Genomic DNA, 13426 nt, shown 5'->3' on the forward strand with positions numbered 1-13426 from the left:
GCGGCCCTTATACGCACGCAGCGCCTTAGCGGAAGAAGCAGCTTATCCCGGCCTGCAGCGCCGTCACACTCTCGCCATCTTCCGCAAAGCCGGTGATCGTCCCGTAATCGGCGGTCGTATACTCGAATTCGCCCTCCAGCGTGGTGTCGAGTTCGCGCACCCGCTTTTCAAGCTTGAGCCCTTCGAACGTGGTCGTACCGGGTTGCACGCCGTCGGAGGTCGCCACGCCCTCGCCTTCGCGCAGGAACCAGCCGCGAAGTTCGCCATCCATATAGGCGATCTGAAGCGGGCCGAACTGGCTGAAATCCATCGGACCCGCACCGCATTCCTCGTTGCGCGATTTTCCCGGCGCGATGGCGAGCGCTTCGCTTATGGCCGCGTCGACATCCGCGCGCGCCGCACCGAAACGGAAGGGCGCCGCGCCTGCCGGCCCCAGGCCATTGGCATCGACCAACACCTTTGCCTCCTCCACCGTATCGGCCGATGTTTCGATCGGCTCGGGTTCGGTCCGAGCTTCGCCGCAGGCGGCAAGAGCCAGCGGGAGGACGACGAGAAGGCTTTGTCGGATCATCCCTTCTTAAGGCACTCGCGCCCGAGCAGTTCCGCGATCTGCACCGCGTTGAGCGCCGCGCCCTTGCGCAAGTTGTCGCTGACGCACCACAGGGCAATGCCATTGTCGACCGTCGGGTCGTCGCGCACGCGGCTGATATAGGTCGCGCTGTCGCCCGCGCTTTCGACCGGGGTGACGTATCCCTCGTCCTCGCGCTTGTCGATCAGCATGATGCCGGGCGCCTCGCGCAGGATTTCCTGCGCCTGCTCGGCCGACAGCTCGTTCTCGAACTCGATATTCGCCGCTTCGGAATGGCCGACGAAGACCGGCACACGCACGCAAGTCGCATTGAGCTTGATCTTGGGGTCGAGGATCTTCTTCGTCTCGACCACCATCTTCCACTCTTCCTTGGTCGAACCGTCATCCATGAAGACGTCGATATGCGGGATGACATTGAAGGCGATCTGCTTGGTGAACTTCACCGGCTCGATCGGGTCGCCGACGAAGATCGCGCGGCTCTGCTGAAACAGCTCGTCCATGCCCGCCTTTCCTGCGCCGGAGACCGACTGGTAGGTCGAAACCACCACGCGCTTGATGGTTGCCGCCTTGTGCAATGGCGCGAGTGCGACGACCAATTGCGCGGTCGAACAGTTGGGATTGGCGATGATGTTGCGCTTGGCATAATCGTGGATCGCATCCGGGTTCACCTCGGGCACGATCAGCGGCACGTCGGGGTCCATGCGATAGAGCGAGCTGTTGTCGATCACCACGCAGCCGGCGGCCGCGGCCTTGGGCGCATACTCCTTCGCCGGCCCGCTGCCCGCTGCGAACAGCGCAATATCCCAGCCCGACCAGTCGAAATGCTCGATGTTCCTGCATTTGAGCATCTTGCCGGTGTCGCCGAATTCGACCTCGGTGCCATGCGAACGGCTGCTGGCAACCGCCGCCACCTCGTCGCAGGGAAACCCGCGCTCGGCGAGCACCTGCATCATTTCACGACCGACATTCCCGGTCGCGCCGACAACGGCAACACGATAACCCAATTCACCATCTCCACTTTGCGTGCGCGGCCGAGATAGCGATTACCCCCGCCCCCGCAAGCGCACATTCGATTGCGCGGCCTAAAGCGCTATTCGGGCGGCGTTACGTCGTGGGCCTCGAGAAAGCGGAAAACCGTGTTGTAGCGATGCGGAGAAATCTGCTCGCCCGAGACGCGGTGCGTATATCCGGGATAGAGCATCATCTCGAACGGCACATTGGCCTCCTGCATCGCCGAGATCACTTCGGTCGCATTTTCGAACACCACATTGTCGTCGGCCATGCCGTGAATGATCAGCAGCGGATCTGAGATCTTGGCGGCATCCGGAATGGCGGAGGCCTCGTCATACGCCTCTGCATCCTCTTGCGGCGTGCCCATGTAACGCTCGGTGTAATGGGTGTCGTAGAGTTCCCACTTGGTTACCGGCGCACCGCTGATCCCGGCGGCGTAAAGGCCCGGATCGGCCTGCAGCTGCTTCAGGGTGATATACCCGCCATAGGACCAGCCATCGATCGCGATCTTGTCGGGATCGACGAAGTCGAGCGTCTTGAGGAACTCGGCCCCCGTTTTCTGGTCGCGCACCTCGACCCCGCCCATGGCGCGGTAGAGCGGTTGCTCGAAGGCGACGCCGCGATTGGCGCTGCCGCGATTGTCGAGCGCGAACCAGATATAACCCTTGTCGACGATCGCCTGCCGCAGCGCGCCGTTCCAGCCCTTATTGACGACCTGCGGCCCCGGCCCGCTGTAGTGGTAGTAATAGACCGGGTAGCGCTTGCCCGGCTCCATCTCGGGCGTGACCATCTCCCAATAGAGCGGCGTGCCGTCCTCGGCAGGGATCGTCCCGTATTGCGTAGGCCGGTGGCTGGCGAGGAACGGCGCGTAAGGATGGTCCGCATCGAGCGCGTTTTCCTCGATCCAAGCCAGACGATTGCCCTGCTGGTCGGCGATATAGCTGTGCGGCGGCGTATCGTCGTTGGAGCGGGTGACGACGAGTGTCTGGCCCTTCGCATCCATCGTCGCGCTATTGGCGAAGTCGGTATCGGTCAGCCGCGTGATCGTACCCGGATCGGCCAGGTCGAGCGAATAGACCTGCTGCGCCAGCACATCGTCCTTAGTCCCCTGGAAGAACACCCGGCCCGCCTGCTGGTCGATGCCGACCAGCTTGGTCACCACCCACTCGCCACTGGTCAGCTGGGTCCAATTGCCCTCGGCATAGCGATAAAGGTGGCCGAAGCCATCGCGCTCCGACCACCAGATCAGGCTGCCATCGTCGAGCCATTTGTAGTCGTCGCCGAGGTTGATCCAGTAATCGTCCATCGCCGCGCGTTCGGTGAACAGCACCTCGCTCTCGCCGGTGACAGGATCGACCCTGAGCATGTCGAGCACGGTCTGCTCGCGGTTCTGGCGCTGGACATAGAGCGCGCTGCCATCGGGCGCCCAGTCGACGCGGGCGAGGTAGATATCGGTCTCCTCGCCGAGATCGACCTTCACGCGGTTCTCGCCATCGGGGTCCATCACAAAGAGCTCGACCACCGCGTTGGCGCTGCCCGCGACCGGATAGCGCTGGTCGAAGACCTTCGTGCCGGTCGCGCCGATCGCGGCGCGGGTGACGATGCCGACCATGCTCTCGTCGAAACGCTGAACGGCAATGCGCTGGTCGTTCGGACCCCACCAGTATCCTGTAAGCCGTGCCATTTCCTCTTGGGCTACGAATTCGGCCTCGCCCCAACGGATCGCCTCGCCCTCCTTCGGCGTGATCGGCTGTGCCTCGCCACCGACTTCGCCGACCCACAGCTGGCGGTCCCGCACGAAGGAAACATACCCGCCCTTGCTGCTGAGGGCCGGGTTGAGTTCGCTCTCCTCGGTATCGGTGAGGCGCAGGACCTCGCCGCCCAATCGCGCGAGGTAGAGATCGCCGTCGAGCGGGACGAGCACGCCGCTGCCATCCTCGGTCCACTGGTAATCGATGATACCCTTCAGGCTGCCGACGCGCGCGCGTTCGCGCTGCATCTTTTCGTCCTCCGACAATTCCCGGCCCGTACCCAGCGCCTCGCTGTCGACGAGCATCGTCCACTCGCTCGCCTCGCGGTCGTAGGCCCACAGATCGTACCGCTCGCGGTCGTCCTCGCGATTGCGCAGCAAGGTGAGATAGCGACCGTCGGGCGACAGCTTGACCTTGCGCGGGGCAGGCCCGGTAAGGTCGGGCGAGGCGAACACGCGCTCGAAAGTCAGCTCCATTGGCGCGTTCTCCGTTTCCTGCGTGGGGTCTTGGGCGGCAAGCGGGGCGGCAAGGCATGTGCCGAGGGCCAGTGCGGTCGCGAAAGTCAGGTGGCGCAACGATCTCTCCTTCATCGATGTGGTGGGTGATGGAGAAATGGGCGGGAGCGTGCAAGCCGCTGCATGGTCGCTTTGGGCAGATTCGCATTGCGCGCACGTTTCGGGAATCCCGTCAACCTATCCACGCGCCTTTCCGTGGCTTGATAAGCAGCGACTGAGCGGGGCAGCGGGCGACACCGATTGCGGTCTTCACATGCGATGCCCACGAAAAAGGGCGGCATCCCGATCGGGAGGCCGCCCTTCATTTTCTCGTGATGAGAAAACGGGTCTAGCTTACGCCTTGGGCGCGTTCTCGCGGCGCTCGGCGATGCGGGCGCGCTTACCGGTGCGGCCGCGCAGGTAGTAGAGCTTGGCACGACGCACCACGCCGCGGCGGACCACGGTGATGCTGTCGACGATCGGCGAGTAGAGCGGGAACACGCGTTCCACGCCTTCACCGAAGGAGATTTTGCGCACGGTGAAGTTGCTGCCCATGCCGCGGTTCGAGCGGGCAATGACGACGCCTTCGAAATTCTGGACGCGTTCGCGGCTGCCTTCGACAACGCGGACGCCGACGCGCACGGTGTCACCGGCGCGGAATTCGGGAACGTCCTTCCCGAGGTTCTCGATAGCTTCTGCTTCGAGCTGCTGAATGAGGTTCATCGAACCATATCCTTAGTCTTTTCGCCGCGCGCCAGAGGCAGACTGGTCCCGAGCGTCACTGTAACGCTCCCAAAGGTCCGGCCTGCGTAACCGTGTGTCTTCCTCGCTCCTTGCCTTGCGCCAAGCAGCGATCTTCGCATGATCCCCCGATCGCAGCACTTCAGGGATCGTGCGCCCTTCCCATTCGGCAGGTCGGGTATATTGCGGATATTCGATGAGGCCATTTTCGTAGCTCTCTTCGACTCCGCTATCGGGCGCGCCCATTACTCCGGGAAGCAGGCGAATGCAAGCGTCGAGAATCGCAAGCGCGGCGGGCTCTCCGCCAGACAGGACGATGTCGGCCAGGCTAACCTGCTCGATCTGCGGATAGGCCTCGAAAATCCGCTCGTCGAAGCCCTCGAACCGGCCGCACAGAATGGCGACACCGGGCCCCTGCGCGATTTCGCGGATACGCGCCTGCGTGATCGGTTTCCCGCGCGGTGTCATCGCGAGGATGGGAATAGCCTCCCCCACCGGGGGAGGGGGACCATCCGCAGGATGGTGGAGGGGCACGGTCGGCTGCTCGGAACCGTTCTGATCAGGCGATAGTGCCCCTCCACCAGCTTCGCTGGTCCCCCTCCCCGTTCCGGGGAGGATGCTATCGATCGCAGCACCCAGCACATCGGGCTTGAGCACCATGCCCGCACCGCCGCCAGCCGGCGTATCGTCGACCGTGCGGTGCTTGTCCTTGGCGAAATCGCGGATCTGGACCGTTTCGCACGACCAGTCTCCCCGCTCGAGCGCCCTGCCTGCAAGCGAAACGCCAAGCGGCCCGGGAAACATCTCGGGATAGAGAGTTAGGATCGTCGCGGCGAAGGTCATCGGCCGCGCCCTTAGCGGGTCGGCGAGCGCAATTCCATCCCGGCGCGATCAGCGCGAAGTCAGGCGCCTCTCTCCGGCCTGCTGTGTAGGAACGAATTTCCCGACCACACTCGAGGTGATAACGCCGAAAACGACCAATCCGCCCGCGGCTAACAGGTCCATCCCCTGCAAGGTCACGCTGTCCGCGCCGTCGAGACGCGCAGCGAGCACCGCGGCAAGCGGGGCCGCGCCCGAGAACAGGTGACGCAGCTTTGGGCCGATGCTCGGCGAAACCTTCGCGACCGTGGCGCTGAGCCCCGCGGTCATCGCGCCATAGGCCGCGATCAGGAATACTGCATTATCGATCATTCCACTCCACCCCATCCTTGGCCCGCGTATCGACACGCAGCTCGAATACGTCAGGCCTGGAGTAATGACCGTCGGTGTCGAGCAATGCCAAGCCTTCGTCTATCTCGGTAAGATCGAGCTCTGCGAACAGCGTTTCCTCGCCCTCGCCCGCCTCAGCGAGGATGCGCGCGTCGGGGGCGATAATGAGCGAGCCGCCGCGATTGAGGGTTTCCGCTTCGATGGCTTCCAGCAGTTCGCGCGCGGCAGCGTTGTCGCCCCCTCCGGCCCGCTCCAGCCCGTCGAAGAGGTCGTTCTTCGCCTGCACTAGTCCTGCCGCCAGAACGAAGCAGCGGCCCTCCATCGCATAGTGCCGCGAGGCGAGCGCGTATTCCTCACGCACGGTGGGCCAGGCGGCGACGTGCACGCTCTCGCCGAGGTTGTGCATCGCCGCGCGGGCGAGCGGCATCCAGTGCTCCCAGCAGATCAGCGAGCCGACCTTGCCCCATTCGGCCTGGTGAACGCCCAGCGTTGAGCCGTCGCCGCGCATCCAGACGAGCCGCTCGCCATGCGTGGGCACCAGCTTGCGGTGGTCGAGCACCGGCAGGCCGGGCCGGAAGGTCATCTGGTTGTTGCAGAGGCTGCGCCGCACCCGCTCATGCGCGCCGATGCTGATGACCACGCCGCTTTCGTCGGCGAGTTCCTGCAAGGGCAGCAGCCGCTCATCGTCCGCGACCACCGCCTGTTCGAGCAGGATGCGGTGCAGCGCCTTGGTGCCGGGGTGGTCCCACAAGGCCGCGCTCGGTGCCTCGTCGAGCCACAATGGGTAGCCGCCGAGGAAGGTCTCGCCGAACGCGACGAGCTTTGCCCCGCCCTCCACCGCTTCGCGTGCCAAACGAACCGCCTTGTCGATCCCGTCGCCGATGGCGAGCGGAATGGGAGCGGCCTGCACGATGGCGACGGGAAGCTTGGTCATTATCGGGCAGGGTTAGCGTGCAGCTTCCCGCAAGGCCATAGGCCCCGACGCTTCACTCATCCAGCGAGGAACGCCTCGAGTTCGTCGAAGCTACCGCCCCAGCCGCCCTTCATCCCGGCCATCTGTTTCTCGAATTCGGTCAATGCTTCCGGAGTTGCCTCGATTGGCGTCCAGCTCAGCGTCACGCGGGTTCCCCCCTCTTCTTCGGTGAAATCGACCTCGGTAAGGAGGGTTTCGGGCCAGGCATCGAAGAACTCGGGAACGGTCTTCTTGCCGTGCTCATCGGCAAAGCTCTGCTCCCACACGACACGTTCCGGCCGCGACAGCGTAATCCATTTCGCTAACGTAAACATCGGCGGCATGTCCGGCGAGATAGTCTTCGAGTGGACGGTGTGGCCTTCGCTGACCTCGCCCGACAGGATCTCGACGGTCGATCCTTTCGGCCCCGACCACTGGACCATTTTGCGAGGGTCGGCCCATGCATCGTACATTGTGTCGCGATCGACCGCAAAGAGGCGCGTGATGGTGAAAACGGGCAGGTCGCTCATTGTCCGGAGTCCTTGGTAGCGGCTTGGAGATACTCGTCGAGGCGGTCGAAACGGTCGGGCCAGTAGGCTGCGAGCTCTTCGATGCAACGCTGGGGCGCTTCGAGGCCTTCGGGCCGCAAGGCACGAGGTCGTCGCTGCCCCTTGCGTCCTGCCGCGATGAGCCCGGCATCTTCGAGCACCTTGAGGTGGCGGGAGATGGCCGGCTGGCTGAGATCGAAAGGCTCCGCAAGTTCCGCCACACTGGCAGCCCCCTCGCCCAAGCGGGCGAGGATGGCCCGCCGGGTGGGGTCGGCAAGCGCGGCAAAAGCGCGATCAAGCGAATCATTCATAATGTCTATGTTATATAACATTCACGTTATGTAAAGTTCGCGCCGGGACCGTAGCGAGGGTCGGCGCGTTGGCTGTTTCATGAGCGAGGACATCGACGATTGCATCATCGTGGGCGCTGGCCCTGCCGGACTGACCGCCGCGATCTACCTTGCGCGCTACCACCTCGACATTCGCCTGTTCGATTGCGGGACCAGCCGGGCAAGCTGGATCCCGAAGAGCCACAACCACGCGGGGTTTCCCGATGGCATCAACGGCAACGAACTGCTCGAACGCATGCGCGAACAGGCGGCGAAATACGGCGCTCTGCGCGAGCCCAAACGCGTTACGGACCTGAGGCGCGACGGCGAGTCTTTCACGGTCTGCTGCGCCAAGGAGGAATATCGGGCCCGTTCGGTCCTTCTGGCCACCGGCGTGGTCAACAACCGGCCCGAGGGTATCGAGGACCAGCTTCACGACGAGGCGGTAAGCCGAGGGCTGATCCGCTATTGCCCGATCTGCGACGGCTACGAGGTAACCGACAAGCGCGTGGCGGTCATCGGCACGGGCGAGCACGGCACGGCAGAGGCGCAATTCATCCGCGCCTATACGAAGAACCTGACGCTGGTCTCACCCGGCGGCGATCACGATTTGTCGGAAGAATGCTCGACTGTGCTCGACGACGCGGGAATTGCCCGCGTGGCAGGGCCCTGCGGCGGCTATGCATTCGAGAGCGGGCAGATTGCGCTCGACACTGCCGAGGGACGCCTGGCGTTCGACAGCGTCTATCCCGCGCTGGGGTCGGTGGTGCGCTCGGGACTGGCCGTAAAATGCGGCGCCAAGGTGAGCGAGAAGGACTGCATCATCGTCGACGACCATCTCCAAACCAGCGTCCCCGGCCTGTTCGCCGCGGGCGACGTCGTGCTCGGGCTCGACCAGATCAGCCATGCGATGGGCCAGGCAGGCGTGGCCGCCACCAAGATCCGCAACCATCTGGCCAATAAGCGACCGTTGCGGCGTTAGCCCCCGCAGCCGCCGCACCCACCGCCGCAGCCACCACCGTCGCTGCTCGAGCTATCGCCGCCATCGCTGGAATAGCCGCCACCATCGCCCGAAGCCGCCTGCCGCATGGCGTGGAGCTGCGAGAAGGGTGTGCCCGCAAGAATAGCAGTACCGAACAACGCCACGCCGAAGCCCAGTTCGGGTCCCGTCGGCGCGGATTTCAGGCGCGAACTGATCGCCTTGCCCTCTGCCACGGCGGCAAGCCCGCCGCGGGTCCGCGGATCGAGTTTGATGAAGCGGATAGAACCCAAGATCGCGGCAAGGATCATCAGGCCGGTGAGGTAGCCGACCGGCTCGCCCTCGGCGATCCCGGCAGAACGGCGATACCAGCCCACTGCGAGCACAGCGAGATATGGCAATACCGAAACGATCCGCAGCTGCAGACGCTCGCTCTGATCGAGCAGCAAGCGAGTGCGCGCCAGCCGCTCCTGGATTTCGTCGATATGGGTACCGACGGTTCTCTGTGCCTCTGTGAGGCCGAAATCGGTCACCTTGCGCAGCAGATCGTTCTCCAGCGCATTCTCGCCGCCCTGCTGGTGTGCGACACGAACCTTGTTGCCGCCCGCAGCCTCAAGCGAGCCTGTTCCGAGCAGCTGTGCAAGCACGGTCTCGGTTACCCGGCGGGCACCACCGGCTAGATAGGCCATATCGTAGCGGTCATCGACCCGGCGATTCTCGCCATCCGCGCGCAGGAAGCCCGGCAACCACACACCCGCGATGATCGCACCGATCACCAGCAGGGCGTAGAATACGAGAAACTCGCCGCCGGAATAGGTCGAGAAGCCTTCGATCATCCGCTGAATACCTCCATCAGTAGGACGCCCGCAACCAGCAGTGCGCCCAGCCCAAGCGGTAGCATAAACCGCCACCTCGGGACCACGAATACATCGCGGGGGTTAACGCGAAAAGACTGCGGGTCGATGTTAAAGCGGCGGTTCGCATCGGGCCAGATGTCGGACGGTGGCGCCTCGCCGAAAGCCTCTTCGTAGCTCCTCAGCGTGGCGGCGTACTGATCGTAATAGCGCGTACGCTCGAGTTGCCCGCCCGCAGTCGGGCCATGATGCAGTTCCGCTTCGAGCACCTCGGGACAGAAACGCTGCCAGTAATCGCGGCTGTAGGTCAGGTGCAAGTGCCAAGCCTGGTCGACCGAATCCGAAGGCGTAACCTCGTGGCCGGCGGTCTTGGCAAGGTAGCAGAAGCGCTTGTACTCGCGAACGACGCGGGTTGTATAATCGGCGCTCCAGCGGTTCTCGCGCGCCAGCCTCTGGGTGAAGCCAAGCGCAGCATCGGCCGGACCGATCTCGTAAGCGGCGAGGCGTTGCCAGAGGTCTGTGGAGGCGGCGCACATTGCGCGCTTACCTATCCCAGAAATGCTCCGAAATGGTCAACTCGCTCGTCGTCCAGCCGGGCACTGCCTTCCTGGTCAGCGGGACCATGAATTTCCTGCCGTCGGGCTTCTCGATTTCGACGATGTCGGTCGCACCGTAATTCTCGACCGCGCAGACGCGGCCCACCGCCTCGCCGGCATCGGTGACCACCGCGAGATCGATCAGGTCGGAGAAGTAGAACTCGCCCTCGTCCAGCGCGGGCAAGGCTTCGCGCGAAACGGAAAGGGCGGTGCCGCGCAATCGCTCGGCCGCGGTGCGATCGGTCACCTCGGCAAAGCGCGCGATGGCACCGCCCTTGTTGTCGCTGCGGATCTTGGCGAGGGTCAGCGCACCCTCGTTGAAGCTCTTGTGCGGCTTGAGCGCGTCGACGCCCTCGCCGAACAGCTTCAGCCGAACCTCGCCCGTCACGCCATGCGCGCCGGTGACGGCAGCCAGCGTGACGGGTTTGTCCGACATGGGCGCGATTACTCGGCCTTGTCTTCCGAAGCGGTTTCGGCGGCTTCTTCAGCCGGAGCCTCTTCAGCAGCAGCTTCTTCGGCCGGAGCCTTGGCTTCTTCCTCGGCAGCCTTCTTGGCTTCCTCGGCTTCAGCGATCTTGGCGGCCTTCTCCTCGGCGCGTTCCTTGGCGGCTTCACCCGGCTCGCCCTTCTTCGGGTTGTTCTTCGGCGCGCGCTCCAGGATGCCGGCGGCATCGAGGAAGCGGTGGACGCGATCCGACGGCGTTGCGCCGACCGACAGCCAGTGACGCGCGCGGTCTTCGTTGAGCTTCACGCGCTCGCCCGAATCCTTCGGCAGCATCGGGTTGTAGGTGCCGATCTGCTCGAGATACTTGCCGTCGCGCGCAGCGCGCGAGTCGGCAACGACGATGCGGTAGTAGGGGCGCTTCTTGGCACCACCACGGGAAAGACGGATTGCAACTGCCATTTGATATTACCTTTCGAATGTAAACGTCTGAAACTTATTTCTTCTTAAGGAGGTCCTGAAGGTCAGGCGGGAGCGTGCTGGGGTCCACGCCGGGGCCCTTGCCGCCGCCCATTCCGGGAAGGCCGCCCGCTGCGCCGCCGGGACCGCCGAGGCCGGGCATCGCAGCCCCCATGCCTCCGCCGCCGAACAGCGCGCCGAGGCCCTTAAGCCCGCCCATTTTCTTGATCTGCTTCATCGCGCGGGACATTTCCTGGTGCATCTTCAGCACCTTGTTGACGTCCTGCACCTGCGTGCCCGAACCGGCGGCCACGCGCTTCTTGCGCTTGGCGTTGAGCAGTTTGGGCTGCTTGCGCTCCTTGGGCGTCATCGAACCGATGATCGCATCCATGTGGACGAGCACCTTGTCGTCCATGTTCGAGGCCGCCATGGCCTGCTTGGCCTTCTTCATGCCCGGAAGCATGCCTGCCAGCATGCCAAGTCCGCCCATGTTCTGCATCTGCTTCAATTGCATGCGCAGGTCTTCGAGGTCGAATTCGCCCTTCGCCATCTTCTTGGCGAGCGCTTCCGCCTCGTCCTGCTTGATGGTTTCGGCGGCCTTTTCGACCAGCGACACGACATCGCCCATGCCCAGGATTCGGCCGGCCACGCGCTTGGGATCGAAAGCCTCGATCGCGTCGAGTTTCTCGCCCGTGCCGGCAAACTTGATCGGCTTGCCGGTTACATAGCGCATCGAGAGCGCCGCACCGCCGCGCGCATCGCCGTCCATGCGGGTCAGAACCACGCCGGTCAGCGGCACTTCGCCGGTGAAGCTCTGCGCGACGTTGACCGCGTCCTGACCGGTCAGGCTGTCGACCACCAGCAGCACTTCGGTCGGCGCGGAGACGCTGGCGATCGCCTTCATCTCGGCCATCAGCGCTTCGTCGACATGGAGGCGGCCCGCTGTGTCGAGCAGCAGCACGTCGGCGGCCTGCAGCTTGGCGCTTTCCATCGCGCGGCGGGCAATGTCGACCGGCTGCTGGCCTTCGATGATCGGCAGCGTCGCGACCTCGACTTGCTCGCCGAGCACCTTGAGCTGTTCCTGCGCGGCCGGACGATTGACGTCGAGCGAGGCCATCATGGCCTTCTTGCCGTGCTTTTCCTTGATCAGCTTGCCGAGCTTGGCAGTGGTCGTCGTCTTACCCGAGCCCTGCAGGCCGACCATCATGATGACCACCGGGGGCTTGGCGGCGAAGTTCAGTTCGCGGTCGGCAGGATCGGCATCCTCGCCCCCGCCCAGCATGGAGGTGAGTTCGTCGTCGACGATCTTGACGACCTGCTGGCCGGGCGTGACCGACTTGAGGACTTCCGAACCGATCGCCTTCTCGGTGACCGCATCGATGAAGCGGCGCACGACGGGCAGCGCGACATCGGCTTCGAGCAGCGCGATGCGAATTTCGCGCATCGCCTCGCGCACGTCGTTTTCCGACAGCGCGCCACGCCCTTTCAGGCGGTCGAAGACATTACCGAGGCGGTCGGACAGATTGTCGAACATGACTGCCTAAACTCCTTATCGAACCATGACCGGCCCGATTAAACGCGAAAAACGCCGGCGGACGAGAACTCGTCGGCCAGCGTGGGGAATTCCCCGATGAAACCCAAACTCATGCCCGGGTGTGGTGGAAGCAAGCCGCAGCCGTCGCCACGACCTGCTACCATCAAACCCAAAACGGGCCATTTCGCCGATTTGAGGTTCAGGTTGGAGCGAAAACGGGGGATCGCGAGAACCGGCGCGCAGCGGACCAAAAGTCCGTGAGCACCGGAAGCGCACCGATCCGCCATTTGCAGCCCGACCTGGGCCTCAAAGCGGTGGAATGGTGGAGCCTAGCGGGATCGAACCGCTGACCTCTACAATGCCATTGTAGCGCTCTCCCAGCTGAGCTAAGGCCCCGAGCCATTTCCTGCGACGCGTCCTGGGAGGCGCGTCACCCTTGCGGGAGGCGCCCAATATAAGCAGCCATCCCGCAATGCAACAGCTAAATCAGCTTTCGTCGGCGTCGTCGTCGTCGCCCTTCGATTTGGTCTCGACGCCGAGGTCGTCGTCGCCGCCCAGATCGACTTCATTGTCGGGCGAATCGTCGTCCTCGTCGATGTCGATGTCCAGATCGTCGTCGTCGTCGTCGCCGCCCAGATCGCTGTCGGCTTCGCCCTTCTTGTCCTTCTTCTCTTCCTCGGCGAGGATCGGCTGTTTCGACTTGAGCACCGGTTCCGGCGTCCACTCTTCGCCGCATTCGATGCAGGTGACGGGATCGTCCTTGTTCAGATCGTAAAAGCGGGTGCCGCAGTTCGGGCAGGTCCGCTTGGTGCCCCATTCAGGTTTGACCATGTGTAATCCTTAGAGTCTGCCGCCCCCGGCGTAGCGCCGCGGGGTCGTGAATTCGTAATTGTCTTGATGGGTTCCCGCTGGGCAGGAATCAACAGCGCGCGCGCCTTG

16 protein-coding genes and 1 tRNA gene are annotated in these 13426 nt (G+C 64.0%); 1 reads left to right on the plus strand and 16 read right to left on the minus strand.

Annotated features, from left to right (window positions below; all coding sequences use genetic code 11):
• Positions 1-25: 25 nt before the first annotated feature.
• The 9 genes from ACQY4G_RS14075 to ACQY4G_RS14115 form a co-directional block, all read right to left on the minus strand.
• Positions 26-571, minus strand: a complete 546-nt coding sequence (locus tag ACQY4G_RS14075) for a hypothetical protein (RefSeq protein WP_421991783.1) — start codon at positions 569-571, stop codon at positions 26-28.
• Positions 568-1593: an aspartate-semialdehyde dehydrogenase gene (locus tag ACQY4G_RS14080; RefSeq protein ID WP_421991785.1), complete on the minus strand. Its 1026-nt coding sequence runs from the start codon at positions 1591-1593 to the stop codon at positions 568-570. The genes ACQY4G_RS14075 and ACQY4G_RS14080 overlap by 4 nt, the downstream gene beginning before the upstream one ends.
• Before the next feature lie 86 nt (positions 1594-1679).
• Entirely contained in the window at positions 1680-3941 is a 2262-nt protein-coding gene (locus tag ACQY4G_RS14085) for a DPP IV N-terminal domain-containing protein (protein ID WP_421991787.1), read from the minus strand.
• 258 nt (positions 3942-4199) lie between these two features.
• A complete protein-coding gene (gene rplS, locus ACQY4G_RS14090; protein WP_067689727.1) occupies positions 4200-4568 on the minus strand; it encodes a 50S ribosomal protein L19 in 369 nt (122 codons plus the stop codon).
• Between the two features lie 12 nt (positions 4569-4580).
• Positions 4581-5429 carry a tRNA (guanosine(37)-N1)-methyltransferase TrmD gene (gene trmD / locus ACQY4G_RS14095; RefSeq protein ID WP_421991789.1) on the minus strand — a complete coding sequence of 283 codons (849 nt, stop codon included), beginning with the start codon at positions 5427-5429 and terminating at the stop codon, positions 4581-4583.
• A gap of 48 nt (positions 5430-5477) precedes the next feature.
• Complete coding sequence (locus ACQY4G_RS14100; RefSeq protein ID WP_421991791.1) at positions 5478-5777, minus strand: hypothetical protein; 300 nt, start codon at positions 5775-5777, stop codon at positions 5478-5480.
• Positions 5767-6729, minus strand: a complete 963-nt coding sequence (locus tag ACQY4G_RS14105) for a carbon-nitrogen hydrolase family protein (RefSeq protein ID WP_421991793.1) — start codon at positions 6727-6729, stop codon at positions 5767-5769. The genes ACQY4G_RS14100 and ACQY4G_RS14105 overlap by 11 nt, the downstream gene beginning before the upstream one ends.
• Before the next feature lie 56 nt (positions 6730-6785).
• Positions 6786-7277, minus strand: coding sequence for an SRPBCC family protein (locus ACQY4G_RS14110; protein ID WP_421991795.1), 492 nt, complete (start codon positions 7275-7277; stop codon positions 6786-6788).
• Complete coding sequence (locus ACQY4G_RS14115) at positions 7274-7606, minus strand: ArsR/SmtB family transcription factor (RefSeq protein WP_421991797.1); 333 nt, start codon at positions 7604-7606, stop codon at positions 7274-7276. The genes ACQY4G_RS14110 and ACQY4G_RS14115 overlap by 4 nt, the downstream gene beginning before the upstream one ends.
• 79 nt (positions 7607-7685) lie before the next feature.
• Between ACQY4G_RS14115 and ACQY4G_RS14120 the strand changes: the two genes are divergently transcribed.
• Positions 7686-8606 (plus strand): NAD(P)/FAD-dependent oxidoreductase, encoded by a 921-nt coding sequence (locus ACQY4G_RS14120; protein WP_421991799.1) that lies wholly within the window; start codon positions 7686-7688, stop codon positions 8604-8606.
• Here the strand turns inward: ACQY4G_RS14120 and ACQY4G_RS14125 are convergent.
• The 7 genes from ACQY4G_RS14125 to ACQY4G_RS14155 all read right to left on the minus strand — a co-directional run bounded on the left by ACQY4G_RS14125 (position 8603) and on the right by ACQY4G_RS14155 (position 13318).
• On the minus strand, positions 8603-9439 hold the full coding sequence (locus ACQY4G_RS14125) for a TIGR04222 domain-containing membrane protein (protein ID WP_421991801.1): 837 nt from the start codon (positions 9437-9439) through the stop codon (positions 8603-8605). The two genes, ACQY4G_RS14120 and ACQY4G_RS14125, sit on opposite strands and share 4 nt — an antisense overlap.
• Entirely contained in the window at positions 9436-9993 is a 558-nt protein-coding gene (locus tag ACQY4G_RS14130) for a glycine-rich domain-containing protein (RefSeq protein WP_421991803.1), read from the minus strand. The genes ACQY4G_RS14125 and ACQY4G_RS14130 overlap by 4 nt, the downstream gene beginning before the upstream one ends.
• Before the next feature lie 7 nt (positions 9994-10000).
• Positions 10001-10489 carry a ribosome maturation factor RimM gene (rimM, locus tag ACQY4G_RS14135; protein WP_421991805.1) on the minus strand — a complete coding sequence of 163 codons (489 nt, stop codon included), beginning with the start codon at positions 10487-10489 and terminating at the stop codon, positions 10001-10003.
• 8 nt (positions 10490-10497) lie between these two features.
• Positions 10498-10956 (minus strand): 30S ribosomal protein S16, encoded by a 459-nt coding sequence (rpsP, locus tag ACQY4G_RS14140; RefSeq protein ID WP_421991807.1) that lies wholly within the window; start codon positions 10954-10956, stop codon positions 10498-10500.
• Positions 10957-10990: 34 nt separating this feature from the next.
• Entirely contained in the window at positions 10991-12487 is a 1497-nt protein-coding gene (gene ffh, locus ACQY4G_RS14145) for a signal recognition particle protein (RefSeq protein ID WP_421991809.1), read from the minus strand.
• Between the two features lie 320 nt (positions 12488-12807).
• A tRNA-Ala gene (locus tag ACQY4G_RS14150) sits at positions 12808-12883 on the minus strand.
• Between the two features lie 90 nt (positions 12884-12973).
• Positions 12974-13318, minus strand: coding sequence for a TIGR02300 family protein (locus ACQY4G_RS14155; protein WP_067689751.1), 345 nt, complete (start codon positions 13316-13318; stop codon positions 12974-12976).
• Positions 13319-13426 lie beyond the last annotated feature (108 nt).

The organism is Qipengyuania sp., from assembly GCF_965277845.1.
GTDB lineage: Bacteria > Pseudomonadota > Alphaproteobacteria > Sphingomonadales > Sphingomonadaceae > Qipengyuania.